At 62.2% G+C, this 24,286-nt stretch carries 26 protein-coding genes and 1 riboswitch; of the genes, 14 read left to right on the forward strand and 12 right to left on the reverse strand.

The features are described from left to right. The first annotated feature begins 154 nt into the window (after nucleotides 1-154). The 4 genes from ATC04_RS02355 to ATC04_RS02370 all read left to right on the forward strand — a co-directional run bounded on the left by ATC04_RS02355 (nucleotide 155) and on the right by ATC04_RS02370 (nucleotide 4,851). Entirely contained in the window at nucleotides 155-1,210 is a 1,056-nt protein-coding gene (locus ATC04_RS02355) for an acyl-CoA/acyl-ACP dehydrogenase (RefSeq protein WP_146955974.1), read from the forward strand. Beyond that, nucleotides 1,204-2,577, forward strand: coding sequence for a PIG-L family deacetylase (locus tag ATC04_RS02360; protein ID WP_047120298.1), 1,374 nt, complete (start codon nucleotides 1,204-1,206; stop codon nucleotides 2,575-2,577). Before ATC04_RS02355 ends, ATC04_RS02360 begins: the two co-directional genes overlap by 7 nt. Beyond that, the gene (locus tag ATC04_RS02365) at nucleotides 2,570-3,334 is read left to right on the forward strand and encodes a glycosyltransferase (protein ID WP_047120297.1); all 765 of its coding nucleotides are present in this window, start codon (nucleotides 2,570-2,572) and stop codon (nucleotides 3,332-3,334) included. Before ATC04_RS02360 ends, ATC04_RS02365 begins: the two co-directional genes overlap by 8 nt. A gap of 140 nt (nucleotides 3,335-3,474) precedes the next feature. Next, a complete protein-coding gene (locus ATC04_RS02370; RefSeq protein WP_047120296.1) occupies nucleotides 3,475-4,851 on the forward strand; it encodes an NAD-dependent succinate-semialdehyde dehydrogenase in 1,377 nt (458 codons plus the stop codon). Between the two features lie 68 nt (nucleotides 4,852-4,919). On the opposite strand, the gene ATC04_RS02375 is transcribed toward ATC04_RS02370, so the two are convergent. Together ATC04_RS02375 and ATC04_RS02380 are read right to left on the reverse strand one after the other, a co-directional pair. Next, a complete protein-coding gene (locus ATC04_RS02375; RefSeq protein ID WP_047120295.1) occupies nucleotides 4,920-5,177 on the reverse strand; it encodes a DUF4235 domain-containing protein in 258 nt (85 codons plus the stop codon). Nucleotides 5,178-5,214: 37 nt separating this feature from the next. Then, a complete protein-coding gene (locus ATC04_RS02380; RefSeq protein WP_047120294.1) occupies nucleotides 5,215-7,671 on the reverse strand; it encodes an ATP-dependent DNA ligase in 2,457 nt (818 codons plus the stop codon). 175 nt (nucleotides 7,672-7,846) lie between these two features. On the opposite strand from ATC04_RS02380, the gene ATC04_RS02385 reads away from it, so the two are divergent. Continuing rightward, nucleotides 7,847-8,809: a Ku protein gene (locus ATC04_RS02385; RefSeq protein WP_047120293.1), complete on the forward strand. Its 963-nt coding sequence runs from the start codon at nucleotides 7,847-7,849 to the stop codon at nucleotides 8,807-8,809. Between the two features lie 7 nt (nucleotides 8,810-8,816). On the opposite strand, the gene ATC04_RS02390 is transcribed toward ATC04_RS02385, so the two are convergent. Both ATC04_RS02390 and ATC04_RS19180 read right to left on the reverse strand, forming a co-directional pair. After that, the gene (locus tag ATC04_RS02390; RefSeq protein ID WP_047120292.1) at nucleotides 8,817-9,989 is read right to left on the reverse strand and encodes a zinc-dependent alcohol dehydrogenase; all 1,173 of its coding nucleotides are present in this window, start codon (nucleotides 9,987-9,989) and stop codon (nucleotides 8,817-8,819) included. 55 nt (nucleotides 9,990-10,044) lie between these two features. Next, complete coding sequence (locus ATC04_RS19180) at nucleotides 10,045-10,209, reverse strand: hypothetical protein (RefSeq protein ID WP_157359271.1); 165 nt, start codon at nucleotides 10,207-10,209, stop codon at nucleotides 10,045-10,047. 286 nt (nucleotides 10,210-10,495) lie between these two features. On the opposite strand from ATC04_RS19180, the gene ATC04_RS02395 reads away from it, so the two are divergent. Then, a complete protein-coding gene (locus ATC04_RS02395; RefSeq protein ID WP_052772522.1) occupies nucleotides 10,496-11,557 on the forward strand; it encodes a hypothetical protein in 1,062 nt (353 codons plus the stop codon). A gap of 68 nt (nucleotides 11,558-11,625) precedes the next feature. Here ATC04_RS02395 and ATC04_RS02400 read toward each other — a convergent pair whose 3' ends face one another. Next, nucleotides 11,626-12,522 (reverse strand): SDR family oxidoreductase, encoded by an 897-nt coding sequence (locus ATC04_RS02400; protein ID WP_047120291.1) that lies wholly within the window; start codon nucleotides 12,520-12,522, stop codon nucleotides 11,626-11,628. Nucleotides 12,523-12,839: 317 nt separating this feature from the next. Between ATC04_RS02400 and ATC04_RS02405 the strand changes: the two genes are divergently transcribed. From ATC04_RS02405 to ATC04_RS02410, 3 genes are read left to right on the forward strand one after another with little or no spacing between them, the layout of a single operon-like run. Further along, nucleotides 12,840-13,106 (forward strand): Rho termination factor N-terminal domain-containing protein, encoded by a 267-nt coding sequence (locus ATC04_RS02405; protein ID WP_047120290.1) that lies wholly within the window; start codon nucleotides 12,840-12,842, stop codon nucleotides 13,104-13,106. An 18-nt stretch (nucleotides 13,107-13,124) separates the two neighbouring features. Next, nucleotides 13,125-13,298: a hypothetical protein gene (locus ATC04_RS19185; protein ID WP_157359272.1), complete on the forward strand. Its 174-nt coding sequence runs from the start codon at nucleotides 13,125-13,127 to the stop codon at nucleotides 13,296-13,298. A 34-nt stretch (nucleotides 13,299-13,332) separates the two neighbouring features. Continuing rightward, a complete protein-coding gene (locus tag ATC04_RS02410) occupies nucleotides 13,333-13,578 on the forward strand; it encodes a hypothetical protein (RefSeq protein ID WP_152666901.1) in 246 nt (81 codons plus the stop codon). A 76-nt stretch (nucleotides 13,579-13,654) separates the two neighbouring features. Here the strand turns inward: ATC04_RS02410 and ATC04_RS02415 are convergent, their stop codons facing one another. Then, the gene (locus tag ATC04_RS02415; protein ID WP_047120288.1) at nucleotides 13,655-13,954 is read right to left on the reverse strand and encodes a CBS domain-containing protein; all 300 of its coding nucleotides are present in this window, start codon (nucleotides 13,952-13,954) and stop codon (nucleotides 13,655-13,657) included. A gap of 141 nt (nucleotides 13,955-14,095) precedes the next feature. On the opposite strand from ATC04_RS02415, the gene ATC04_RS02420 reads away from it, so the two are divergent. The 3 genes from ATC04_RS02420 to ATC04_RS02430 all read left to right on the forward strand — a co-directional run bounded on the left by ATC04_RS02420 (nucleotide 14,096) and on the right by ATC04_RS02430 (nucleotide 15,517). After that, on the forward strand, nucleotides 14,096-14,320 hold the full coding sequence (locus ATC04_RS02420) for a hypothetical protein (protein ID WP_047120287.1): 225 nt from the start codon (nucleotides 14,096-14,098) through the stop codon (nucleotides 14,318-14,320). Nucleotides 14,321-14,577: 257 nt separating this feature from the next. After that, complete coding sequence (locus ATC04_RS02425; RefSeq protein WP_047120286.1) at nucleotides 14,578-15,174, forward strand: cysteine hydrolase; 597 nt, start codon at nucleotides 14,578-14,580, stop codon at nucleotides 15,172-15,174. Between the two features lie 10 nt (nucleotides 15,175-15,184). Then, a complete protein-coding gene (locus tag ATC04_RS02430) occupies nucleotides 15,185-15,517 on the forward strand; it encodes a hypothetical protein (RefSeq protein ID WP_047120285.1) in 333 nt (110 codons plus the stop codon). 105 nt (nucleotides 15,518-15,622) lie between these two features. On the opposite strand, the gene ATC04_RS02435 is transcribed toward ATC04_RS02430, so the two are convergent. From ATC04_RS02435 to ATC04_RS02445, 3 genes are read right to left on the reverse strand one after another with little or no spacing between them, the layout of a single operon-like run. Beyond that, the gene (locus ATC04_RS02435) at nucleotides 15,623-16,939 is read right to left on the reverse strand and encodes an APC family permease (RefSeq protein ID WP_047120284.1); all 1,317 of its coding nucleotides are present in this window, start codon (nucleotides 16,937-16,939) and stop codon (nucleotides 15,623-15,625) included. After that, nucleotides 16,936-17,391: a YetF domain-containing protein gene (locus ATC04_RS02440; protein ID WP_047120283.1), complete on the reverse strand. Its 456-nt coding sequence runs from the start codon at nucleotides 17,389-17,391 to the stop codon at nucleotides 16,936-16,938. Before ATC04_RS02440 ends, ATC04_RS02435 begins: the two co-directional genes overlap by 4 nt. Continuing rightward, nucleotides 17,391-17,927 carry a hypothetical protein gene (locus tag ATC04_RS02445; RefSeq protein WP_047120282.1) on the reverse strand — a complete coding sequence of 179 codons (537 nt, stop codon included), beginning with the start codon at nucleotides 17,925-17,927 and terminating at the stop codon, nucleotides 17,391-17,393. The genes ATC04_RS02440 and ATC04_RS02445 overlap by 1 nt, the downstream gene beginning before the upstream one ends. Nucleotides 17,928-18,108: 181 nt before the next feature. Between ATC04_RS02445 and ATC04_RS02450 the strand changes: the two genes are divergently transcribed. Together ATC04_RS02450 and ATC04_RS02455 are read left to right on the forward strand one after the other, a co-directional pair. Next, the gene (locus ATC04_RS02450) at nucleotides 18,109-18,759 is read left to right on the forward strand and encodes a 4a-hydroxytetrahydrobiopterin dehydratase (protein ID WP_047120281.1); all 651 of its coding nucleotides are present in this window, start codon (nucleotides 18,109-18,111) and stop codon (nucleotides 18,757-18,759) included. Nucleotides 18,760-18,908: 149 nt separating this feature from the next. Continuing rightward, a riboswitch (SAM riboswitch) is annotated at nucleotides 18,909-19,022 on the forward strand. A 53-nt stretch (nucleotides 19,023-19,075) separates the two neighbouring features. Continuing rightward, on the forward strand, nucleotides 19,076-19,636 hold the full coding sequence (locus ATC04_RS02455; RefSeq protein ID WP_047120280.1) for a hypothetical protein: 561 nt from the start codon (nucleotides 19,076-19,078) through the stop codon (nucleotides 19,634-19,636). Between the two features lie 94 nt (nucleotides 19,637-19,730). Here the strand turns inward: ATC04_RS02455 and ATC04_RS02460 are convergent, their stop codons facing one another. From ATC04_RS02460 to ATC04_RS02470, 3 genes are all read right to left on the reverse strand, one after another. Continuing rightward, nucleotides 19,731-21,236: an ATP-binding protein gene (locus tag ATC04_RS02460; RefSeq protein ID WP_082124007.1), complete on the reverse strand. Its 1,506-nt coding sequence runs from the start codon at nucleotides 21,234-21,236 to the stop codon at nucleotides 19,731-19,733. Nucleotides 21,237-21,333: 97 nt separating this feature from the next. Then, entirely contained in the window at nucleotides 21,334-22,575 is a 1,242-nt protein-coding gene (locus ATC04_RS02465) for a Fic family protein (protein ID WP_047120279.1), read from the reverse strand. 114 nt (nucleotides 22,576-22,689) lie between these two features. Continuing rightward, entirely contained in the window at nucleotides 22,690-24,240 is a 1,551-nt protein-coding gene (locus tag ATC04_RS02470) for an alkaline phosphatase family protein (protein ID WP_231735888.1), read from the reverse strand. Nucleotides 24,241-24,286 lie beyond the last annotated feature (46 nt).

Below are 24,286 nucleotides of genomic sequence, written 5' to 3' on the forward strand. Positions count from 1 at the left end.
CCGAAAAGAACTCGAGCGCTTCAGCAATAGTGCACAGCACCTCAAGGGCATGTAGGGACTGCCGCACCGAGTTCGTTTTGTGGAAATTTTCAGATTGCCTGGGGGCTCCATGCCGCTGACTTACACTGAGTGGCAACGACAGAGAGGAGCCCCAGTGGAATCGACACCAGTTATGTTTTCGCGTGGCGATAGGGCTGATGCCGCAGATCAAGAGGGCACATGGTGGGCCAGCGCGCCTCATCTGCTGGATGTGGCCGCCGGGTGCAAAGGCCACGCCACCCCCATCCTGCATGCGCTGAAACAGATCGAAGGAGAGCTGCCGGTGCCGGGCAACGGCTCGACGCGGCAGTTGTGGGAATTTTTCGCCTCGGTCGCGGCCCTGGATCTCGTCGCAGCGCGCACGCTCGAACCGCATTTTGATGCCGCCGCAATACTGCACCAGGCTGACATGCCGTGGCCCCAAGCGACCACGTGGGGTGTTTTTGCCGCGGAGGCACCTGGCCAGCGGCTCGAAGCCAGCCGTTTCTCAGGGCAATGGACGCTGACTGGAATCAAGCCTTGGTGTTCCCTGGCGGGAGAATTGACTCATGCCTTGATCAGCGCGCACACCTCGCAGGGCCGGCAATTGTTCATGATCGAGCTGGGTGGGCCGGAAACGGAACTTGCCGATAGCAGCTGGGTCAGCCGGGGATTGCAAGATGTCCCGAGCGGATCGCTTCGGTGCATGGATACTCCGGCGCAACCGGTGGGGGAAGCCGGCTGGTATCTTGAACGCTCCGGCTTCGCCGTGGGAGGCGTTGGCGTCGCGGCGTGCTGGTTCGGCGGGGCCGTCGGGTTGTTCCGGCACCTGCTGGGCACGGCGCGCACGCGCGAACCAGACCAGCTGGCCTTGGCTTGGCTGGGGGAGGCCGACAGGCTCCTCGCCTCCGGGGCCGCCATGCTCGAACGCGCTGCGGAGCTTGCGGATCGAGAACAGCTCGGCCCGCGTCAAGCCGCGCAGACCAGAGGAGAAATCGCCCGGATCTGTGAACGCATGATCCACATCAGCGGCCATGCCACTGGGCCCGGGCCGTTGGCCTTGGATGAAGAGCATGCCCGCCGGGTTGCAGATCTCTCGATATACATTCGCCAGCACCATGCCACACGCGATGATGCCGCGCTGGGACGGATGCTTCTGGAGGACCGGAGTAAGGAACAAGAACCATGGTGACGTTCAGCCATCTGCAGCAAGGAACCTCTGCCCAAGCTTGGCGTGACTGCGGAATCGAGGATCTGGAGGTTCTGCCGTTGGACCAGGTCTTCGAATCAGCGCAACGGCTGCTGGTTCTCGCAGCCCACCCCGACGACGAAACGCTCGGCGCCAGCGGTTTGATGCAGGAAGCCCTGCGGCGCAACATCACCGTGGAGGTGCTCCTCTGCACCGACGGGGAAGCTTCCCATCCTGGCTCCTCGACCCACTCCGCACAGCAGCTGGCCCGCTTGCGTGCAGGGGAAGTCTCCCAAGCCATGATGCAGCTTGGCCGGGACAGCGGCACCGGCCCCGGGATCACGGTTCGCAGGCTGGGTCTTCCCGACGGACAGCTGGCCGCACATCGCGCAGAACTCCACGAAGCCCTGCTTGACCGTGCACAGGAAGCACCGTGCGTGCTGGCCAGCACCTACCGGGCAGATGCCCATACGGATCATGATGTCCTCGGACTCGTCGCCGCGGGCATCGCGCAGCAACTGTCGCTCTTCCACCTGGAGTTCCCCATTTGGTACTGGCATTGGGCCTCACCGCTCGAGGACGGCCGATGGTGGCATTGGAACAGGCTCGAACTGGATTCGGCAGCGCTGGATGCCAAGCGAAAAGCCTTATCCGCGCACCAGTCGCAAACGCAGCCCCTGTCCGACCAGCCCGGGGACGAGGCAATGCTCAGTGCCGAAGTCATGGAGCACTTCCTGCAGTCCCAGGAGATCTTCCGGCTGACCCGTTCCGGAGAGAAAGATACCGCCATGACCTCTTCGGTTTTCGAAGATCTCTATCTGGATCAACCTGATCCGTGGAACTACAGGGACAGCGGGTACGAGGAAAGGAAACGCGGAATACTGCTCAGCTCCCTGCCCCGGAAGCACTACGGCACGGTGCTGGAACTTGGGTGCTCCATTGGAATCCAAACCTCGGCATTGGCTGAACGCTGTACGTCTCTGGTGGCGATTGACTCAAGCCGAACCGCGCTGGAGCAAGCGCAGCGCGAAACCGCGCGCTTCGAGCACGTGCGATTGGAACAGCGTCTGCTTCCCGAGCAATGGCCGGAACTCGCCCATGGCACGGTCGATCTGGTCGTCATCAGCGAGATCGGCTACTTCTTGGCCGCCGACGAGCTTGAAGAACTCCTAGGCCTGTGCGAATCTGTCTTGGCCCCCGGCGGTGAACTGCTGCTCTGCCACTGGCTCCACCCCATCGAGGGATGGCCTCTGGACGGGCAGGCTGTTCACCGGATTGCCCACCGCCGGCGGTGGGACCGTCTGGTGATGCATGAAGAGCGGGACTTCTTGCTGGAAATCCTTCGCAAACCCGGGCAGTTGGATGGCTAGAAGACTGCGGACAATACTGGTTGTCATTCCCGCCCATAACGAAGAGCGGTACATCCTCGACTGCCTGGAAGCCGTGGACCGGTCGAAGTTGAACCTGCAAGCGGTTTGCCCAGGCATCGCCGTGCACACCATGGTGGTGCTGGACACCTGCACGGACAGCACTGCGCAGCGTGCCAGCGACTTCGCGGCCACACACCCGGGCTATTTTGCCCACCACGTGAACTTCGGTAATGTCGGAGCGACCCGCGCCTTCGGTATTGCCCGAGGGCTCAACCGACTGCCGGGGCCGCACGGGACATCAGAAACCTGGATTGCCTGCACCGATGCCGACACGAGGGTTCCAGAGAACTGGCTGAAGGAATTCGCCGTGGCCTATCTCGGGGGAGCTGATGCGGTGACCGGCACTGTGGAACCCGACCGGGTCGAATTGGCCCCGCAACTGTACCGGCAGTGGCGGGAACGCTACGTGCTGGCGCCCCACCATCCGCATATCCACGGGGCAAACCTCGGGGTCAGCGCCACGGCGTACTTGCAGGTCGGGGGTTTCAAGACCTTGGCAGCCCATGAGGACGTTGAGCTCGTGGCCAGACTCAGGCGTCGCGGATACCGCGTGGTCGCCACGGACCAATTGCATGCGGTCACCTCAGGCCGCTTGGAAGGGCGGCTGAAATCCGGTTTCGCGGATTATCTTTCCGCGCTCGCCGGCGAAACTGGAACCTGCGCTGACAACTCCTTGGATACCATCAGAGCCGGTTGAAGCGGCAGCGGGATTTCATTGGCTGCGAACAGAGATGATGATTTGCTTCAAGCGCTGTCTCTTCCTGCCCGAACATGGAACGCTGGATGTGGAACATCGCGCAGAAATCCGAGCGCAGCCGAACGTCAGCAAGGAGCATCATGAGCCAGTACGCAGTGACCAACCCCGCGACCGGAGTTGTCGAGGCAACCTACCCTACTGCCACCGATGAACAGATCCAAGAAGCGCTGGCCACCGCAGATGCCGCCTATGCGGACTGGTCCCGCACCACGCTGGACGAACGCGTGGCGCTGCTGGAGAAAGTCGCGGACATCTACGAGGAGCGCGCCGAGGAGCTGGCCGCCATCATCACCCGTGAAATGGGCAAGCCCATCAGCCAGTCCTTGGGCGAGATCGGGCTGGTCGTTTCCATCTACCGCTATTACGCCAAGAACGGGCCGAAGTTCCTGGAAGACGAGGAACTGGAGGTCGCCAGCGGCGGCACCGCAGTAGTCCGCAAGGAAGCGGTGGGCGTGCTGCTGGGCATCATGCCGTGGAACTTCCCGTACTACCAGGTGGCCCGGCTCGCGGCTCCGAACCTGATGATCGGCAACACGATCCTGCTCAAGCACGCCCCGCAGTGCCCGGAATCGGCCCTGGCCATGGAGCAGATCTTCAAGGACGCAGGTGCCGCCCAGGGGCTGTACGTGAACATTTTCGCCACGAATGACCAGGTTGCAGACGTCATTGCCGACCGCCGCGTCCAGGGCGTCTCGCTGACCGGCTCCGAGCGTGCAGGCTCTGCGGTGGCGGAAATTGCCGGCCGCAACCTGAAGAAAGTCGTGCTGGAGCTCGGCGGCTCCGATCCCTTCGTGGTGCTTCCGGACGCGGACATCAACCGCACCGCGAAGCTCGGGATGCGGGCGCGCTTCGGCAATACCGGCCAAGCCTGCAACGCGGCCAAGCGCTTCATTGTTGATTCCTCGGTCTACGACCAGTTCGCCCAGGCCCTGACCGAGCAGGTCGCCGGCATCAAGTCCGGGGACCCCACGCAGAAGGAAACCTTCCTCGGCCCGCTGTCCTCGGCCTCTGCGCAGTCGGGGCTGGCTTCCCAGGTGGAAGACGCCATTTCCAAGGGTGCGACAGTGCTGGCTGGCGGCAAGCCGGTGGCTGGCGACGGCGCCTACTTCGAACCGACCATCCTTGCCGATGTGACCCCGGATATGCGTGCGTTCTCCGAGGAGCTGTTCGGCCCGGTGGCAGTGCTGTACAAGGTGGACGGGGAAGAAGAAGCCATCGCCTTGGCCAACAACAGCGACTACGGGCTGGGTGCGTCCGTCCACACCCAGGATCTGGAGCGTGCGCACCGCATCGCCGCGCAGCTTCAGGCGGGCATGGTTTCCATCAATGAGCCCTCCGGCTCGGCCGCAGAGCTGCCGTTCGGCGGCGTGAAGCGCTCGGGCATCGGACGCGAGCTAGGCAAGTACGGCATGGAAGAATTCATCAACCGCAAGCTCGTGAAGGTCTCCAGCCGCTGACCCGGACTGTGCATCTTAAGCGCATGGCGGCGCTCCCGGAGGGGAACGCCGCCATGAGTCTGCCGCCGCTAGTGCGAGCGGACCTTGGCTTCCAAGCCGCGCGTCCAGCGCTTGGTGACTGCCTGGATTACCGCAGCGCTGGCTCCGGAGATCACGGCAAAGGAGAGCACCTTGCCCAGCTTTTCCTGTTGTTGCTGCTCGGGGTTGGTCAGCGTGGGAGGGAGGTCGCCGGTAGTTTTCTTCCACACCGTGCTGACCAGCTTGGTTCCGACCCACCCGGCAGCCAGGGAAACCACCGTACCGAAGAGCTTGACCAGAATTTTCATTGTTCATACCTTCCGTTGACGTGCATTGCTCGTTGGATTACTTCATGAGGCTGCCGGGGTGTTCCCAGCGCACCTCAGCGGGCTCCTTGTCATCTCGCCAACCGCGCCAGACCGGATGCCGCAGCCGCCCGTCCTTTGTCAGTTCGCTGTAACGGACCTCCGCCACATATTTCGGGGTTACCCAGTGCGCATCGCGCTGGAACTGCGCCGGGATGTGCTTGACCGGTGGGGTCTTGCGCGCGATCTTCTCCAGACGTTCGCGGATCTCCTTCAACTGCAGATCCGAGAACCCCGTGCCGACCCGACCGATGAACTCCAACTCATCGCCGGCGGGGACGGCCAGCAGCAGCGAGCCGATACTTGACGCGCGGTTTCCCTGTCCCTTGGTCCATCCGATAACCAGGGCCTCCTGATCCAGCAGGTGCTTGATCTTCACCCAGCTGCCGCTGCGCCGGCCCGGTTCATAGTCGCCGGTGCATTCCTTGGCCAGCACCCCTTCCAATCCCAGCTCGAGGCTTGTCTTCAACGCGGCCTTCAAGGTGGGTCCGGTATGAGCAGGAGGTACCTTAATGTACTGTCCGTCGGAGACCGCATGTTCAAGGTATTTGCGGCGATCCACATATTGTTCACCGATCAGGTTCTCGGGCTTTCCGCCCTTGCTCCGGGGAAGCTGCAGGGCATCGAAAAGCATGAAGTTGAGCTTAATGGCCTGCGCTTGCCGGAGCCGGTTCTTGCGCCGATGCGAGATGCGCTGCTGCAACAGGGAAAAGCTCGGGCGCGCTGAACCGTCCAGGGCGACGATTTCGCCGTCCACGATCGCGCCCTCGGGTGCAAGCACCGCAAGTTCCTGTAGCTCGGGAAAATCTTCGGTCATGTCGTTGCCGTTGCGGCTGAGCAGTTTCACCTTCCCGTTCTCGACCTTGGCCAAGGCGCGGTACCCGTCCCATTTCATTTCGAAGCACCAGTCGTCGCCTTCGATGATGTCCTCCGGCACCCCGGAGCTGGCCAGCATGGGTTTGGGAACCTCGTCCAGCAGGCTGGATTCAGGGATGTCTTCCGGAACCGTCGAATCCTCGGAAGGCTGCTCCTTGGTGAGCTGCAGCAGCCAATTGTCCTGGTCTCCCATGCCGCGAGCCTGGATCAGCACGAAGCGGCGCGGAATGCCGCCGAGCCCTCCGTCTTCGCGTCCGGACAGCACCGCGATGATCTCCTTGCCATCCCGCCATTTCTCAATGGTGCATTCACCGGCATCCCAGATCGACACCTCTCCGGCGCCATACTGGCCCTTGGGAATCGTTCCTTCGAAGGTTCCGTAGTCCAAGGGGTGGTCTTCGGTCATTACAGCCAGCCGCTGGATTCCCCTCTGGAGCGGGGGCCCCTTCGGGACGGCCCAGGAGACCAGGACCCCCTCGTGTTCCAGCCTGAAATCCCAGTGCAGCCTGCGGGCATGGTGCTCTTGGATCACGAAAGACACGGGTTTTGCCGAATCCGGAGCCGCAGCCCGCGCGGTTTTCCCGACCGCGGGCGGGTGGGGCACGGGTTCTGGAGTGAGCTTTGCATCGCGCTTGGAGCGGTAGACCGCGAGCCGATCCGTGCCCTGCGCAGCCGAAGGCGCCAGGGCCGCCAAGGGATCAAGGCCGTCGGACAGCCGGTCCAATACTTCGTGGAAGTCTAGGTGCTCCAGACCGGGGGACTCGATTTCTTCCCATGTGCGAGGCGCGGCCACCATGGGACGCGAACGCCCGCGCAGCGAATACGGGCATACCGTGGTTTTCGCGGCGTTATTCTGGCTCCAATCCACCAGCACCTTGTTCTCGCGCAGGGATTTCTTCATATTTGCCACCACAAGCCGGGGGTGCTTGCGTTCCAGCGAGGCGGCGAGTTCCTTGGCCACCTCATTGACCTGGTCGGAGGTTGCCGTGCCGTCAAGACCGGCGTAAAGGTGGATTCCCTTGGATCCGGAGGTCACCGGAAAAGGCCGCAGGTCCATGCCTTCAAGGATTTCGCGGCATAGCAAAGCCACTTCGGCGCACTGGGCCAAGCCTGCGCCGGGACCGGGATCCAGATCCAGCACGAGCCGGTCGGGATGCTGTTGTTCCAGGCTCGCATTGAAACGCCATTGGGGAACGTGGATCTCCAACGCTGCGACTTGCCCGAACCATGCCAGTACTGCCGCATCGTTGGCCAGGGGATATGTATTGGAATGGGTTTTGTGCTCCAGACGGGCTGTGGGAATCCAGCTTGGGGCCGAATCCTCCAGATCCTTGCGGAAGAACACGGTTCCCGGGTTCTGTGCCGTGCCGATCCCGTCCACCCAGCGTTTTCTGGTTGCCGGGCGCCATGCCGCATGCGGCAGCAGCGCCGGGGCCACCCGCTGCAGGTAGTCGATGACTTCGCCCTTGGTCGTCCCGGTTTCCGGGTACAGCACCTTATCCAGATTGCTGACCTTCAGGGTGCGGCCATCAACGGTGACCGTTTGTTCCCTGCGAGCCATATCCACCCCTTTCCGTAGGCTTTGACCAACACTCTCCCTGCCTGTGCCCGGCAAATCCACCTTTCCTAGGGACTTTTGCGATTGGGCTGCAGGGGCACCATCGATGACCTTGAAACGGGCTGGCAAGCATGGTTTCGCTCTATGCCTGTGGCGGAAGCGGTGCTTCACTGGGCCTATGAGAGCTATATGGACTGGATCAATCGCCTTCGGGCTGGTCAATGTACCGGTGAAAGCCTACGGCGCGACCGAGGACCACGATATTTCCCTGCACCAGGTCCACTCCGCGGACGGCGGCCGGATCAAATACGAACGCCGCTGCGAGATCTGCGGCAAGAAGATCAAATACAAGGACATCGACAAGGCCTACGATGACGGCGAGCGCACCGTGGTGCTGACGGACGAAGATATGGACGCGTTGCCCGCGGAGAGAAGCCGCGAGATCGAGGTAGTGCAGTTCATCCCGGCTGACCAATTGGACCCGCTGATGCTGGAGAAAAGCTACTATCTCCAGCCCGATTCCAAATCGCCCAAAGCCTATGAGCTGCTGCGGCGGACCTTGGAGGATACCGACAAGTTGGCCGTGGTGCGTTTCGCCTTGCGCCAGAAGACCCGGCTGGGCGTGCTGCGGGTGCGGTCGAAGGCCATGGTGCTCCAGTCGATCATGTGGGCCGATGAATTGCGGGATGCCGGGTTTGCCGAACCGGAGAAGACCGCCCGGATCAGCGCGCAGGAGTTGAAGATGTCCGCCACGCTGGTGGAATCCTACAGCGGGGACTTCACGCCCGAGGACTTCAGCGACGACTACCAGATCCAGCTGCAGCAGCTGATCGATGCCAAAATCGAGCAGGGTGAAGACCTTGATACCGAAGCGACTTTCGGAGCGGCCTCCTCGCAGGATGGCGAGGAAGGTGTCCTTGATCTGATGGAAGCGCTCAAGCGCAGCATTGCAGGCAACGGCAAGTCCGCCGGCAAGGGATCTGCGGGCAAGCCATCCGGGCGTGCTTCCGGGACCAGGACACCCAAGAAATCCACGGCTTCCGCCAACAAAGCCGGGAAATCCGGGACAGCGAAAAAGAAGAAAGCCTCCTCCTCGGCGAGCAAGAAGAAGGCTTCCTCGGACGCCGAGAAGTCCGCCTGAGTCGGCTTTAGGGCTGCAGGACCACCTTGATGCAGCCGTCCTGCTTCTTCTGGAAGGTGCTGTACATCTCGGGCCCTTCGGACAGGGGCTTGGTATGCGTTACCAAGTCATCCAGGCCGATCGGATCCTTGGAGTCCTCGGTCAGCGGCAGCAGCTCATCGGTCCACGACCTCACGTTGCACTGTCCTTGGCGGATCTGGATCTGCTTGTCGAACAGCTTGACCATCGGCATCGGTGTAGCCGCACCGGCGTATACGCCGCTGATGGAGATCGTGCCTCCGCGCCGCACCGCGTCCGTGGCGGCGGTCAGCACGATATTGCGATCCATGGAGGCTGTTTGCATGACCTGCTGGGCGGCAGGATCCGGCAGCAGGCCGGTGGCTTGCTGGAGCAAGGCCGCGGTAGGGGAGCCATGCGCTTCCATCCCCACGGCATCGAGCACCGCGTCCGGGCCGCGGGAGGTCAGATCCCGCAGGGCAGTGGCTGTCTCCTTGGTGAAGTCCAGGGTCTCAATGCCATGGCGGGCAGCCATGGCGCGGCGCTCGGGGACCGGATCGATGCCGAGGACGCGATACCCCAGATGCCTGCCGATGCGTGCCGCGAGCTGGCCTACCGGGCCCAAGCCGAAGACGGCCAACGATCCTTCCTCGGGGACGTCGGCATACCGTACGCCTTGCCATGCGGTAGGCAGGATGTCGGAGAGGAACAGATAGCGGTGGTCCGGCAGGTCCGAACCCACCTTGATCGCACCATAGTCCCCGTGCGGGACCCGGAGGTATTCAGCCTGCCCGCCGGGAACCTGGCCATACAGTTCCGAGTAGCCGAGGAACGCCGCGCCTTTGCCATGGCTGCGCACCTGGGTGGTTTCGCACTGCGATTGCAGCCCACGAGTGCACATCCAGCAGTGCCCGCAGGAGATGTTGAACGGGATGACAACCCGGTCTCCGGGTTGCACGGAGGTGACTGCGGAGCCGACCTCTTGGACGATGCCCATGGTTTCATGCCCCAGGACGTCGCCTGCGTGCATGAAAGGACCCAAGAGCTCATACAAATGCAGGTCGGAACCGCAAATCGCGGTTGAGGTGACTTTGATGACGATGTCGGTCGGTTCCTGGATCCGGGGATCCGGGACCTCGCTGACCTCGACTTTCCGCTTGCCCTGCCAAGTGAGTGCCTTCATTTTCCCTCCAGTCTTCGTTGTTTCCGAGTGCGTCCCAATGCTTGGTGCGCTGATGTCAGTCCGTGTTGAACTGGGCGGTCTCTTCCTGGTCCGGATCCTGCTCCTTGGCTTTTTCCCTCCGGGAGCGCTGCTGCGATGCGGACTGCGTATCCTCCTGCTCGGGCAGCTGCTGATCCTGCGATGGTTCGTTGGCATCTTGCGAAGGCTCTGAGTGGTTCATAGATGTATTCCTTACCTGGAAATGGGGCGGGGAGCATTGCGATCCTGACCATTCCACATGCGTTGCGGGTCTTCAAGAGATTGCGCATAAGCGTTTGCTGGGAATGCCGAACCCCGGAATTCCGCGGATTTCCAGCATTTGTTGGTCCGGGAACCTGCAAGCAAGCTGGACACAGCTTGGAAGGGCTTTCGTGACTGCCTACGGTGATGCGAAAGGCCGGATTCCAAGTGATAGGGAGGGATTTTGCGTGGAAGATCATCGGGAGGCGCAGCCCAGACCTTCCAGGGTGGTTGGACTTATTGCCGACCCGGGGATCGCCCAGGGCATGGCGAACAAGGTCCACCAGAAGCTGGAGAAGAAGCTCAACAGCGACGCGGAGCGGCAGTTCAACTGGGAAATCATGATCGATCCGCTCAGCCTTCCCCTGAGCGAGTCGGGAAGCGTGATCTTGAACGAGAATGTCCCTCGATTGAGGGAGAAATACACGTGGGACTACATCATCTACCTCACCGACGCACCCCACTACGAACAGGGGCGGCCGGTGCGATCGGTGCTCAGCCCGGAACAGGGCACGGCGACGCTGAGCCTGCCCAGTCTCGGACTGGTGACCGCGGGGAGCGTTGCCCGAGCGCTTGAGGAGGTTCTGGCCGAGCTTGCCACCGGGAATCTGCCGGAGCCGTCCCCGTCTCCCCTCGGTAAAGCCCTGAGCGTGCGCGGCAGCATGCGCAGCGACGAGGACACCCCCTCGCGCATCGACAGCATCGAGGGTTTTCGCGGCCGGGTGCTGCTGACCATGGGGATGATCCGCATCAACCGGCCGTGGCGCTTGGTGCCGCAATTGTCTTCCGCGATGGCCGGCGCAGCGGCGACCGGTGCCTTCGGCGTCTTCTACACGAGCATTTGGTCGATGGCCGACTACCTGGCCAGTTCGAGGCTTGCGTTCATCACGCTCGCCAGCATCCTCATGCTTTCGCTGTGGTTGCTTTTCCATAACAGGCTGTGGGAAAAACCGCGCGGACACCGGCGCAAGGAGCGCTTGCTCATCTACAACGTAGCTACGGTGCTCACGGTGGCCTCGGCCGCAGCCGCCATGTACCTCCTGCTGTTCCTGGCGCTGCTCGTGGCGTCGCTGGTGGTTATCGACCAGGAGTTCCTCGCCTCCCAGCTGGGCCACGAGGTGTCGATGTCCGAATACCTGAACCTTGCCTGGCTCGCGGCGTCGCTCGGCACGTTGGGCGGTGCCATCGGTTCGAGCTTCGATGACGTGCAATCTGTGCAGCGAGCGACCTTCAGCCAACGCGAATACGAGCGTCGCAATCTCAGCTTGGATGACGCGGACGAGTTGTAGGACGCGCAAAACGGTGCGGGTGCCAGCTCATTGGCTGGCACCCGCACCTTGTCTTCAGCCGGTATGGGCTACGGCTGGTTCTTGCCGCCGTTGACGTGCACGGTGGACCCGACCACATAGGAGGCGTCGTCGCTGGCGAGGAAAACGTACGCCGGGGCGACCTCGACCGGCTGGCCAGCGCGCCCCAGCCAGGTGTCGTGCCCGAACTCGGGCAGCGCCTCGATGGGCTGGCCGTCCGAAGGCTGCAAAGGGGTCCAGATGGGCCCGGGAGCCACTGCGTTGACCCTGATGCCGCGCGATGCGGCCTGTTCGGCCAGCGACTTCGTGAAGTTGCTGATGGCCGCCTTAGTGGCCGCGTAGTCCATGAGGTGCGCCGAGGGATCGAACGCCTGGATGGAGGTCGTGTTGATGATCGCGCCTCCCTCGCCGATCACCTGCAGCGCGGCCCGGCTGAGGGCGAACATCGCAAAGATATTCACGTCGAAGGTGGCCTCGACCTGGTCATCGCTCAATTCCTCCAGCGAGTCCACGCTGATCTGCTTGCCCGCGTTGTTCACCAGGATGTCCAGTCCGCCCAGCGCGGAAGCGGCTTCGTGGACCAGCTTGTCGCGGTATTCGCGGTCGCGCAGGTCGCCGGGCAGATGATGCACCTGGACCCCGGCGTCCTCCAGAACCGAGGCAATGGTCACGGCATCGCTTTTCTCTGCCGGCAAATAAGCAAGGGCCACATCGGCGCCTTCACGGGCGAAGGCGATGGCCACGGCGGCGCCGATCCCGGAATCGCCGCCGGTGATCAGCGCGCGCTTGCCCTCCAGCCGGCCGCGACCCTGATAGCTGCGCTCGCCGTGATCGGCCTGCGGCTTCAGCTTGCTGTCCAGCCCCGGCTCGGGCTGGCGCTGCTCGGGAGGACTGATGCGCTCCTTGTTCACGGGTTCAGTGTGTTCTGGCTGAGATTTCTCGGTCATGAAGATTCCTTCCAGAGTTCCAAGACACCCGGACCTGTCCAGGCCGGGCGTCGCGCGGTACAAGCCCAGTGTTCGACCAGGCGCACCGTCGATAAACCTTTGCAGAGGGTTTAGCGGTGGGAACCAGCATTTTCACGGATTCGACTCAGCAACCGCCGATGCTGGCGGGATTTGTGCTAGGGGTCGAAGTCTGGGTTTTCCCGCAAAGCGGGAACCAGTTCCTTTCGGTCCTTGGCCCAGGCGGCTAGCGTGGGCTGAACAGCCGGATGCCATCCGCATCGCATCCGGGGATCGAGGCTCGGAAACGGAGGATTTTCATGGCCGAGAAATCTAGCAGTCGCATCAAGGACGAAGAACTGTACGAAGAGCTCCGCGAAGAAGGCAATTCCAAGCAGAAGTCCGCACGTATCGCCAACGCGGCGGCCAGGGATGGACGCAAGGCTGTTGGAAAGCGCGGCGGCAAGTCGGGCAGCTACGAGGACTGGAGCGTCAGCGAACTGATGGAAAAAGCCCGTGAAGTCGGTATCAATGGGCGCTCCAAGATGCGCAAGAGCGAGCTCATCGAAGCCCTGCGCAATTCGTAGTCTCTCAAGGAGATCAAGATGACCCAGAAACGAAGCCGGGACGAATCGGCACGCACTACTCAACCGGACCAGGAAACAGAGCCCCGGGAGCACACCGAGGACGAGCAGGTAGCCCAGCGGGGCCGGATTTCCCAGACCACCTCGACCTCGGAAAGCCACGACGAGGATGACGAACGATTCGACGCAGGGTAACTAGCAGGTATCAAGGATCAACAAGGAGGTCCCCATGTCCTACGGTCAAGCAGCACCACGCAAGAAACGGCCAGGAATCTGGCTGATGCTCATCGGCGGATTGCTAGCGGTGGGATTCGCCATCTTCGCACTTCTCGCCTCTCCCGACAGTTCACCCGGTCCCTTGTGGATCGTTGTGGGCTGGGGTGTCCTGGTTTTCCTTTACGGACTGTACCGGGCCGTGAAGGGACCAAGCAGCCTGGACCACCGGCGCGGTGGAACGGACGCCAACGGGCGCTAGCAAGGTTTTCCGGGAGAAATGCGCAATGGCCGCCTCCGGCAAGGAGGCGGCCACCTGCTGGGTGAGCGGCAAGCAGTTAGGGCTCGGAAATTTCCGAGACCATCTCGCCGGTGCGGTGCTCGTCGGCGTGCCGGGCGATGTCGGCCTGCGACAGCATTCCCACGAGCTTGTGGCCGTCGATCACGGGCCGGCGGCGAACCTGATGCTGTTGCGTAATTCGGGTTGGCTCTTCGAGGGTATCGTCCGCGCCGATGGTGATCGGCTTGCCTTGGGCATGCTCCGCGACCTTGGCCTTGGACGTTTCCACGCCGCTGGCCACCGCACCCACGACGATTCGGGCCCTTTCCCCGCTGTCTGCATTGCCGCTGGCGCTCAAGCGTTCCCAGCGACCTCAAAGGCCCGGTGGCAAGCATCCTGACAGGTCCCGATTAATCCTGTACTCACGTTGGCGCCAAGTGATAATCGGTAGAACCGAGGACGTTGCCAACCGGCGACGGCAACCGAAAGGAGCAGCACCATGGGTTTTCTGGACAAGGCCAAGGATGCCATCAGCCACGCCGCCGAGCGCATCAAGGACCCGGACAAGGACGTAGTTGAGAACAACTGGCCGGCAGGTGAAACACCCGAGGACCTGGGGATCGGAGAAGAGGCTGTCACCGATCCAGAGCTGGATCTCGATCCCATCCAGGGCACCGATCCGGAGCTGGATAACTCAACTGACGACCAGTACGACAAGGACTAGGCAGCACAACTTAGCGCGCAGGCCATCGAGCGGAAGGAAGTCGAACAATGCAGAACTGCAATACTTGCGGAGCACCGGCGCAACGCCCTATCAGCGTGGACTTCGAAGGCAAGTCGGGAATCTATGACAGCTTCGAGTGCGCCATTCATGATGTGGCCGAGCGTTGCTCGCACTGCGACTGCGTGATCCTGGGCCATGCCGTATATGCGGGAGAAGCGCCGTACTGCTGCGAACACTGCTCGGGACGCAGCTGAGCCATGGACACGACGGGATCCCTTCAAAGCCCGGCGCTGTTGCTGATCGACATGCAGGAGGGATTTTTTGAAACCGAGGACTTGGCGCAGCACCGCGCTCGGCTGGCGTCCGCGTGCAACAAGCTCGCCGCCGCGGCGCGCAAGGCCGGGCTGCCGGTCATTGCGGTGCGCACCGTGCACAAGAAAGACAAGTCCACCTGGACGTTGAAGATGCTGGAGGACGACCAAGGTTACCTTTTCGAGGGGACCGGCCAAGCGCGGATTCTTCCAGAGCTGGATCTGGCGGGAAGCATCGAGCTGATCAAGCGGCGCGACAGCGCCTTCTGGGCCACGGAGCTGCTGACGCTGCTCTTGCAGCACCGGGTTGCCTCCCTCATCCTGGCCGGGGTCTCCTCGGAAACCTGCATTGCCGCCACCGCGACCGACGCCTTCAGCGCCAATTTGCCGGTGTTTCTTGCCCGAGACGCCCTGGCTTCCGCGGACCCGGACTTCGAGGATGTGACCTTGAAGTTCCTGGAGGAGCACTACCGCCAGCGGATCCTCAGCAGTGAACAACTGATAGCACAGCTCCCTGGCGGTGCCGCCGCCACGAAGAATTAAGGAGAAGGACATGACCTTGAATAATGCCGAATTCGACGAGGTGCGACGCGACGAGGACGCGGATGAGCCATTCGACGGCCGCGACAGCCAGCCCGCCGCAGGTTCCTCGGACGCCCCGCAGTCGCTGGACGCCGAGGATCCGTTGCGCGGGCCGGACCGGATCCTGGATGAAAGCGACGCTGACCCCTTGCAGCTGAACCCGGAAACGCTGCTTCCCGAGCCGCTGGATGAAGATCGCGCGGTCGAGCCCGACGACGAAGCCGATGACGCAGCGGATATCGGTCTTGACGACGAGCGCCGGGTGAACCTCCCGGACCAGCGTGAAAGTCCCGACCAGCTCTGAACATGACCTCAAGCGGCCGCGGGCCTTGCGGATGGCAATCCATCCGCAAGGCCCGCGGCTTTCCTCGACGTTCCGCGAGGCCGCCGCCCGTGGCTGCGACGCGGCCTAGGAGGGGCGCTTCGCAGACCGGGAGGTGATCCAGCGGGTTGCGAAATACAGGACCGCACCCAAGGCGAGCAACGCGAGCCCGCGTAGCCAGATCCCGCCATCCTGCTGGACGAGCAGCACAGCGCAGGAAGCCAGCGCGAGATACGGAATGATGATCGGGGCCCGGAAATGCCGGTGCTCCACGCGGTCCCGCCGCAGCACGATGACGGCAAGATTGGTGCTGGTGAACACGAAGAGCAGCAGCAGCACGACGGTCTTGGCCAAGGTCGCCAGATCACCGGTCAGCGTCAATAGCATGGCGATCGCCGTGGTTCCGATGATCGCCACCCACGGGGTGCGGCGATGCGGCAGGACGCGCCCCAGGACAGGCGGCAGCAGTCCCTGCTCCGCCATCCCGAACGCCAGCCGGCTGGACATGATCATGGTCAGCAAAGCGCCATTGGCCACCGCCACCAGGGCTACCAGGCTGAACAGCCAGCTGGGGATCCCGACCCCAGTGGCCTGCACGACATCCAGCAGGGGGCTGGAAGATCCTGCAAGCTCCTTGGGATCCATGGCGATCGAGGTGAGCACGCCAAGCGCCAAGTAGACCACTCCGGCGGTGAGCAGTGCGGCAAACAGCGCCCGGGGGTAGACCCGCGGCACGTCTACGACTTCCTCCGCGACGTTGGCGGAGACCTCGAATCCGACAAAAGAGTAGTAGGCCAACAGCGAGCCCGCGAAGATCGCGGCAACCGGCGTGGTGTCTTCGGGGAACTGGGCCAGACGTGACGCGTCCCCGTTGCCGCCGCCCAGGAATATGGCCGCCACGACGATCACCAGCAGCAATCCCGACAGCTCGATTGCCGTCATCCCGACATTCGCCCGCACCGATTCCTTGATGCCGCGGGCATTCAGCAGCGCGACTAAACCCAGGAATGCTATTGCAACAGGAATGGTGGGTGCATCGAAGAACACCGAAAGATAATCCCCGGCAAACGCAATGCTCAAACCCGCCGCACTGGTGACGCCGGCCGCCAGCATGGAGAAGCCGACAAGGAAGGACACCACAGGTTTCTTGAAGGCCCGCTCGGCGAAAATGGCCGCACCGCCTGCCTTGGGATATTTCGTGACCAGCTCCGCATAGGAGGTGGCCGTGAGCAGCGCCAGGATCAAGGCGACGAGCAACGGGGCCCAAATGGCTCCGCCTGCTTCCGCGGCCACCTCGCCCACCAGCGCGTACACGCCGGCTCCCAGGATGTCGCCGAGGATGAACAGGTACAGCAGGGGGCCGGTGATGCCCTTCTTCAACTTGCTTTCGGTATTGACGCTCATGGCTTGGCCTCCGCTTCCTTGGTGAAGAAGGAGACCTTTCCGCTGGACTCCAGGATGGCGAGCCTGATCGAGCTGTATTCCTCGATCCCCGCCTGGCGTGCCAGCATGCTCAACTCGTCGAGGCCGATGCGTTCCCCGCTCAATGCCCGCCGGTCGATCACGCCGTCACGCACGAGCACGATGGGCCGGCCCAGGGTGAGTTTTCCGATCCTGGGCCAGCGCATATTGGCATAGGACAGGACCACTGCCAGGACGATCATGGTGAGGGCGGCCAATAGGCTCCCGGTCAGCGACCGGTCTTCCATGGTGATGCCCTGCTGCACCAGGTCCCCGAGGACGACGAACAGGATCAACTCGAACGAGCTCAGCTCGCCCAGGGTGGAACGGCCTGCGGCACGGGTCACCAGCCACAGGACCACGAAGGCGATGGCGGCGCGAATGACAATTTCCATTAGGGAACCCTCCAGGTGGTGAACGGTACGTTGACGGTGGAAGCGCCGACTTCGACCTCGAGGTTCCCGTCGGTGCGCAAGTCCCACTGGTCAGAGGCCCGGCCTGTGATGCGAACCAGCATTTGCGTGGCCCCGGGTTGGGGAGCAACCTCGAATTCCACCGCACCGGCCGCGTCGGAACTTTGCGATTCCGGGTCCGGGAAGACCGCCAAGTCCTCGAAGAACAACAGGTAGTCCTCGGCGAGGCGCAGCTTACAGGTATCGGGCAGCGGTTCGTCGGAACTGACAAGTATTTCCAGCTCGACCTCATTGCCTGCCCGCGCCACCAACGGGTGGCGCACGTGGACTTGCATACGGTCCTCGGACTGGTCGGTGCTGGATTCCACATCGAACGCTCCAAGCGCCGCGGCCGCGACGATGGCTGCGACGATGAGGATGATGATCCGGCTCACGATGCGTCGCGTGCGGTGAGCAGTCTCGTCAATGACATCGTCCAACGTTGAATCAGAGACCTTGGCGTTGTGAATATTAGTCATCAAAACTCCTTGTGCCCATATTTGCCGAGATTAGCCGCGGCCGGTGCCGCTCTCCACGGAAGACGGATGTTCACAGCAGTTATCCAGTACGCCGCAACCGTCCGTTGTTTCTGGCAGTCTGCGCAGGTCCATTGAACTTCGCCCCCTCGGGTGGGAAGGTTGCCGGAGAAAGGAGAAACGCATGCCTGCACAGGACGTAATTGCCCAAGACCAGCTCAACGAATACCTCCAGGGGATGCCGCAGTGGCGCCAGATCCCCGGAGCCATTGCCGCGGTTTTCGAGACCAAGACCTCCGCGGCCGCGATCGAGCTTTTCAGCGATATCGCAAGCGCCGCAGAGATGGACAACCACCACCCCGACGTGGACTGGCGCTACAACCGCGTGTTCGTGACAACCGCCTCCCATGACGCCGGCGGCCAGATCACCACCCGCGACATTGCGCTGGCCAGCAAGATCTCCGAGCGGGCCGCGGCCCTCGGGGCCAAACCCCGCGTCGACCTGATCCGCGCAGTGGAGATTGCCATCGACACCGACAAGCCCCAGGAGATCGCGGAGCAATGGGCCGCCGGGCTTGGGTACAAGTCGCTGGAGGACGGCAGCATCGCCGATCCCCACGGTCGCGGCCCGGCGATCTGGTTCCAGAAAACCGACACTCCCAATACGAACCGGCTGCACTTGGACGTGTGGGTTCCGTATTCGGAAAGCGGTCCGGTGCTCACGAAGCTGGAAGAAGTTGGCGCCCACTCCGACGGCGATGCCGCGCCGTCCTTCACCGTCATCACCGACGCCCAGGGCAATCGCTTCTGCATCTGCACCGAGGCCGACCGCTAGCACCGAGCGAACTGCAGTCAAAGGTGGACTTGTCCACCAGAGTCGATGGCTGATCCGGTGTCCGTACCTGTGAAGGCATGGGCACCGGATCTGCTGTATCCGGCGCCGCGGCCATACTGTCGGTAGCTGCGGGTTAGGCTGGATTCCAAGTTCAAGAGCTGCGACGCAAAGTACCTGGCTGGTCGCACGGCAACCCTCCTCATCGAGCGGGGTGCCCCAGGGGAAGAACCGACCCGGACAAAAGTCCCGGGTAAGTCGGTGGGCCAGTCCGGCACAATAGGTGCTCGGCCGGCTCCCTGAGCAGGAGCGAACAACAATGCAGAACCCAGAATTCTCGATCAATCACCCAGAAGGCACCCTGCAGGAACGGCTGTGGAACAGCGTGGTCATGGACTACCCATTTTTCGGAGAACGTCCGGTCGAGCAGTCGGCTTACCGGCAGGCAACCCGCAGCGGGGAATTCGCCAGCGGCAAGCTCAGCGAGACGCCGGAACACCTGCAGAACTACATCCTCCGCTGGATCGCCGCAGGCTTCACACCTGAACTGTATTGGGCCGTCAGTTTGGGAATCAGGGAAGCAGCAGCGCACGCACGTCGGCGTTGCAAGAGTCCGGAGGACCTGCTTCGCCTCGAAGATCGGATGAGACGGCTGGGCATCTTGGCGCCCAACCCGAGGGCAGGGCAGCTCTACAAGGAACTGCAACGCGATGAGCGGGGTGGGGCGGTTCTGGTGGACAGCTGCTACCCGGCGCATGTTGTGCAGCTGGAACCGGAAGAATGGGCGGAGTTTCCGCAACGGTTGCTCTTCGGTCGGCCATCTGCCGCGCTTCAGCAGTTTATTTACGGTGACCCGCTCCATCAAGGGACCACCAACTGAATCGCCCCACGGCAGGAACGCCTTCAAGCGGCAACGATGCGGTGCGCTGGCGCAGCAGGGGGATATTCCTCCCCGGCAAGGAGGAAGGCGCGGCCTACAACCCCCTGCTGCCGCCGTCCTGTTCAGCTTCCGGATCTTGTTCAAATCCGCTGGGCGCTTCGTAGCTCCCTGCCACCCCGGGGAACCATCCGAAGGATGCGTCTTCGCTGAATTCTTCCGGCTCGTCAAGATCCGGATCGTTGGTTCCCCCGAGGAAGTTTCGCGTGAGAGTGGCCGCATCGCTCATAAGCTCCGCGGCGGCTTCGAGCAGATGGGCGTCACCAGGAGCCTGGCCCGCGACTGCCGCGTTGAGGATGGATCGGCGAACCAATTCCCTGATGAACGAGGCAGTCGTTCCATCGACAAGGTGCGCAACCTGTTGCACGGTGTCGGAGCTGGGCTTCAGCTTGGCTGCATACAGTTCCAGCAGGGCAATACGTCCTTCGAGATCAGGGCGTGGAATCTCCACCGCAAGATCGATGCGCCCGGGGCGCTGCACCAAGGCGCGCTCAAGGGAATCCACGCGGTTCGTGGTGAGCAGGAAGGTGACGTCCGCGTCCGGTTCCAGGCCGTCCATGGCGTCGAGGACTTCGAAAAGCAGCGGCTGGGGGCCGTGGCTGAAGCTGCGGTCTTCGGCGATCAGGTCGCAGTCTTCCAGCACGACGATCGATGGCTGCAGCGCATGCGCCATGGCGGCGGCTGGGGAGATGTAGGCCAACGAATCGCCGTTGAGCAGGATGACAGTGTGGTCTTCAGCCGCCGAGGACAGATACCTGACGGTATGGGTTTTCCCGGTGCCCGGCGGGCCGAAGAGCAGGACTCCGCGTTTGAGATGCGCACCGAGCGCAGTCAGGACATCGCGGTGGGTTCGGACGCCGAGGACTTGTTCCTCAATGCGTTCACGCAGGCCGTCGGGCAGCACGAGCTGTTCGCGCGGGAAGGGTTCGCGCCGGTGGAAGGCGACTCCGGCGTTCGATTCCTGGTACTCGTTACCCTTGAACGAGATGACCTGGCCGTTGAAGATGCTCGAGGTGCGCAACCCGTTGCGAAATTCCTTGAGGAATGCGTCGGTCACCTGTTCGTCGGGGGACAGGATCTCCAATGCAGCTTCGGGCTTCCCGTACTCCGGATTGGCCTTCCGGATCAAAACTGCCAGCGGGCTGGAGTGGTAATGCAAGAGGTGGATTCCCAGTGTCAGGAATCGACGCTGCTGGTCCGGGCCCACGGCAAGTGAAGCGTAGGAAGGCTCACCCACAATACCCATGTGGTTCTCCGGCATCAGCAGATCGGCCAGATCCGCATGGTACCTTTGCTGCCCGGCGATACCGACGATCTTGGCGGAGGGATCACTGCCGGCAATGCGGTCGAGAACGATATTCGCATCCGCGAGCCGGTGGGAGCCGAAAGCCTCGGTGATCAGCGGAAGCGAGCTAGGCGAAACTTTCAGATGTTTTTCCAACACGGGTGCCAGCTGAGCACCATTGGGCTTCTGGCCGAATTCTTCAGCGAGGTCCGCCAGCTTGTTGAAGGACATCATAAAGGCACGTAATTCTGCATCCATGAGCAGAGCCTAGCAGTGAAAGTCTCCTAGTGGGTACGAAAATTACAGGCAGTCAGCCGGCCGGCTCGGAGTGCTTGGCCAGAGCGGGTGCCTGCGCCTAGCGCACCGAGTCGCGGCGAATCGTGGCCCCATAGTCATCCAGAATCTTCAGGATTCGGTCGTGCTGCCAGACGCGGTTTCTGCGCAAACCAGACTTCTCTTTCAGGACCCCGCGATCGCTCAAGGTTGCGATGGCGCGATGAGCGACTGCGTCGGTAACGCTCAGGGCGTTCTTCAAGTAGCTGGCGTTGACGACGGGTTGCGCTATCAGCAGCGGTAGTACCTTGAACGCAGTCGAATTCGACCGGAGTCCATCCAGCTGCCTGTGTGAATCTTCCAATGCATCTGCCAGAGCCAGCAACAGCACTTGCCCCGTTGTCGCTGCGTAGATCGAAGCATCGATGAAGATCTTGATGATTCCGTAGGCGTTTCCCTGCCGATAGGCGGTGAGTGCATCGAAATAACCGGTGGTATCCCGCAGGATGCCTGCTGAAATGGGCGCGGTCGAATGAGTGGTCACCTTGCGATGGCGGAGCATTGCGTGGGCAAGGGCCCGTCCAGTTCTGCCGTTCCCGTCGACAAAGGGATGGATGCTCTCGAAATGGGCGTGCGCGATGGCAACCTGGATGAGGGCAGGCAGGTCTTGACGGTGAATGAACGTTTCAAGATCAGCCAATGCCCCCGCGATCAGTTCATGCTGGGGCGCGATATAGCTGGCGCCACGGGGGCCGGCGGAATCTTTGCCACCGATCCATACGAGTTCTTGCCGGAATTTTCCTGCTTCTTCGACAAGGTCGTCTTGATGCCGCAACAATTCGTGATGCATGGACAAGATGCTGGTGACGTTGAGTTCTTCCGAGAGCTGTAATGCGGCTTCCATTGCGCGTACGTTGCCGATTACCGTGCGAGCATTGGATTTTTCACTTTCGTTGATTTCCCAGAGCGCAAGTTGCCGGGCGGAGGTGGAAAGCTGCTCGATCTGGCTGCTGGAGGCACTTTCCGTGCGCAAGAGAATGCTCGACATGGGTCCGAGCGCAGGGTTCTCTTGCCCCAGCAATAAGAACGCATAGGCATCGAAGAGACGCAATGCATCGTTTGCTTCCTCGAGTTCGGACATCAGGGATGATGAAAAATCGGGTGACCAGTTGGCGATCGATGGAACCACTGCCGATTGGTATTCGCCTGTCTGCCTGGAGACTTGTGCATTTGAAAAGATTTGGGGTTGTTGCGGCCGCCAGTGATGTGTTTCCGAGCCAAGCGCAGGAATCTCCACGAAGCTGTTGCTCTCTTTGGACTCCATGGTTTCGCACTTCCTAAGTGATAGTTACTGATCCACCTTACTATCACTTAACCGCTAAGTGATAGTAAGGAAATTCCTTACTATCACTTAGTTCCATGCGTTCGCGGCCGCTGGCTACTTCTTCAGCGAGACCTGGTCGATGGACCAGAATGCCGAATTGGTGCCGGTGTAGCGGAAGGAGACCTGTGCTTTCTTCGCTTTCTTCGGAACATCGATGGCGATGCTCTCCACGCCGTTGTAGTTCTTGTCGTAGGACTTCACCAATACCGGCTCGCCCCCGTCGAAGCTGACGAAGACTTCGCCGGACTGCGGGCCGTCGATCTTGTAGTTCGAAGCGAAGCTCAGGGTGGCGCTCTGGCCGCCCTTGACCTTGTACTCCGGACTGATCAGGGTGGAGTCGAACTGGCCGGGATCGTGCGCCTTGTCGTCCCACTCGTCCGAGTCGGCAACGGCGAAGACGTTGCGGTTGTGGACGCTGGTTTCGCGGCCCTGGTTCAGATCCGTGTTGGTCCAGAACTCGTCGGTGGTGAAGGACCAGCCGCGCCACTCGCGCACGCCGCCATTGGGCATGGCAGAGTTGTCGATGGTCCAACCGCTCGGTGCGGTCGTGGTCCAGCCCTTGGTCTGGGCGCTGAGCTTGGCCTCGTCCTTGGCCTTCTTCAGGTGCGGGCGCAGGGTATCGAAGTCGTCGGCGGCGATGGAGTTGATGTTCTTGCCGTCGAGGTTCCACTCGTCCTCGACGCGCACGCCCTGGTGCTTCAGCACGGTAGGGGCGATGTCGGTGATCTTGACATCGTGGCGCTCGGTGCCGGCCTTGAACTGCTTGCCGTTGGCAATGACGAAGGTCGCGCGCTCGCGGATGCTGCTGCCTCCGTGGCCGCCGCCCGGGGTGTGGCCATGGTCGGAGGTGACCATGACGACCCAGTCTTCCTTGTGGTAGGTCTTGCGTTGCTCGATGGCTTCTAGCATCTGGCCAATCTGCTGGTCGGCGGTCTTGTGGCCGCGGGTGTAGGCGATCGAGTCGCTGCCGTTGCTGTGCCCGGCGCCGTCGATCTCGTCCAGATGCACGAAGGTGCTGTCCGGGTTGCCGTTCAACAGATAGTCCACGGCCTTGGCGGTGGTGCCTGCATCATTGCCGCCGCGCAGCTTGAGGTCCGCTCCCTTGGCGAAGACCTTGTCTGGAATCGGGGACCAGGTGCCGACCACGAGGGTCGAGCTCTGGGCGCGGGCATTCTCGATGCGGGTCAGGTAATCCGGGTACTGGTCGTAGTTCGGGTTGGAGAAGGAATTGTCCGGCACCTTGTGCTTGTCGGGCCAGACACCGGTGGCGATGCTGGACCAGCCTGCACCCGAGACGGTTGGGGCCATCGGGTTCGCGTACAGGTTCGATTCCGAAACCATGCCTTCGCTGATCAGCTTGGCCATGTTCGGGGTGTTCTTCTTGTTGATCTGCGCCATGGCGGCGCCGTCCAGGCCGATGACGAGAGTCTTCTTCTTGTTGACACCCGGCGGCAGGCCTTCGTAGACCGGGGTCGACTTCTTTGCCGCCGCCGGGGCAGGCTCCGGTGCAGGCGAAGGCGAGGCAGTGGCCGCGGTGGGAATGACAACTGCCAGGGCAAGTACCGAAGCGGTGATTGCAGCACGGACGCGCGCGGATGACTTCACTGTGATGTTCTCCAGATTTTATGAAAATGGGGATTTGACCGCCGGC

This window comes from Arthrobacter sp. YC-RL1, from assembly GCF_001454985.1.
Classification (GTDB): domain Bacteria; phylum Actinomycetota; class Actinomycetes; order Actinomycetales; family Micrococcaceae; genus Glutamicibacter; species Glutamicibacter soli.

Coding starts and splice junctions, on each gene's coding strand:
- ATC04_RS02360 (WP_047120298.1), top strand. CDS start 1,204: ATGGTGACGTTCAGCCATCTGCAGCAAGGAACCTCTGCCCAAGCTTGG.
- ATC04_RS02365 (WP_047120297.1), top strand. CDS start 2,570: ATGGCTAGAAGACTGCGGACAATACTGGTTGTCATTCCCGCCCATAAC.
- ATC04_RS02370 (WP_047120296.1), top strand. CDS start 3,475: ATGAGCCAGTACGCAGTGACCAACCCCGCGACCGGAGTTGTCGAGGCA.
- ATC04_RS02375 (WP_047120295.1), bottom strand. CDS start 5,177: ATGAAAATTCTGGTCAAGCTCTTCGGTACGGTGGTTTCCCTGGCTGCC.
- ATC04_RS02380 (WP_047120294.1), bottom strand. CDS start 7,671: ATGGCTCGCAGGGAACAAACGGTCACCGTTGATGGCCGCACCCTGAAG.
- ATC04_RS02385 (WP_047120293.1), top strand. CDS start 7,847: ATGAGAGCTATATGGACTGGATCAATCGCCTTCGGGCTGGTCAATGTA.
- ATC04_RS02390 (WP_047120292.1), bottom strand. CDS start 9,989: ATGAAGGCACTCACTTGGCAGGGCAAGCGGAAAGTCGAGGTCAGCGAG.
- ATC04_RS19180 (WP_157359271.1), bottom strand. CDS start 10,209: ATGAACCACTCAGAGCCTTCGCAAGATGCCAACGAACCATCGCAGGAT.
- ATC04_RS02400 (WP_047120291.1), bottom strand. CDS start 12,522: ATGACCGAGAAATCTCAGCCAGAACACACTGAACCCGTGAACAAGGAG.
- ATC04_RS02405 (WP_047120290.1), top strand. CDS start 12,840: ATGGCCGAGAAATCTAGCAGTCGCATCAAGGACGAAGAACTGTACGAA.
- ATC04_RS19185 (WP_157359272.1), top strand. CDS start 13,125: ATGACCCAGAAACGAAGCCGGGACGAATCGGCACGCACTACTCAACCG.
- ATC04_RS02410 (WP_152666901.1), top strand. CDS start 13,333: ATGTCCTACGGTCAAGCAGCACCACGCAAGAAACGGCCAGGAATCTGG.
- ATC04_RS02420 (WP_047120287.1), top strand. CDS start 14,096: ATGGGTTTTCTGGACAAGGCCAAGGATGCCATCAGCCACGCCGCCGAG.
- ATC04_RS02425 (WP_047120286.1), top strand. CDS start 14,578: ATGGACACGACGGGATCCCTTCAAAGCCCGGCGCTGTTGCTGATCGAC.
- ATC04_RS02430 (WP_047120285.1), top strand. CDS start 15,185: ATGACCTTGAATAATGCCGAATTCGACGAGGTGCGACGCGACGAGGAC.
- ATC04_RS02435 (WP_047120284.1), bottom strand. CDS start 16,939: ATGAGCGTCAATACCGAAAGCAAGTTGAAGAAGGGCATCACCGGCCCC.
- ATC04_RS02440 (WP_047120283.1), bottom strand. CDS start 17,391: ATGGAAATTGTCATTCGCGCCGCCATCGCCTTCGTGGTCCTGTGGCTG.
- ATC04_RS02445 (WP_047120282.1), bottom strand. CDS start 17,927: ATGACTAATATTCACAACGCCAAGGTCTCTGATTCAACGTTGGACGAT.
- ATC04_RS02450 (WP_047120281.1), top strand. CDS start 18,109: ATGCCTGCACAGGACGTAATTGCCCAAGACCAGCTCAACGAATACCTC.
- ATC04_RS02455 (WP_047120280.1), top strand. CDS start 19,076: ATGCAGAACCCAGAATTCTCGATCAATCACCCAGAAGGCACCCTGCAG.
- ATC04_RS02460 (WP_082124007.1), bottom strand. CDS start 21,236: ATGGATGCAGAATTACGTGCCTTTATGATGTCCTTCAACAAGCTGGCG.
- ATC04_RS02465 (WP_047120279.1), bottom strand. CDS start 22,575: ATGGAGTCCAAAGAGAGCAACAGCTTCGTGGAGATTCCTGCGCTTGGC.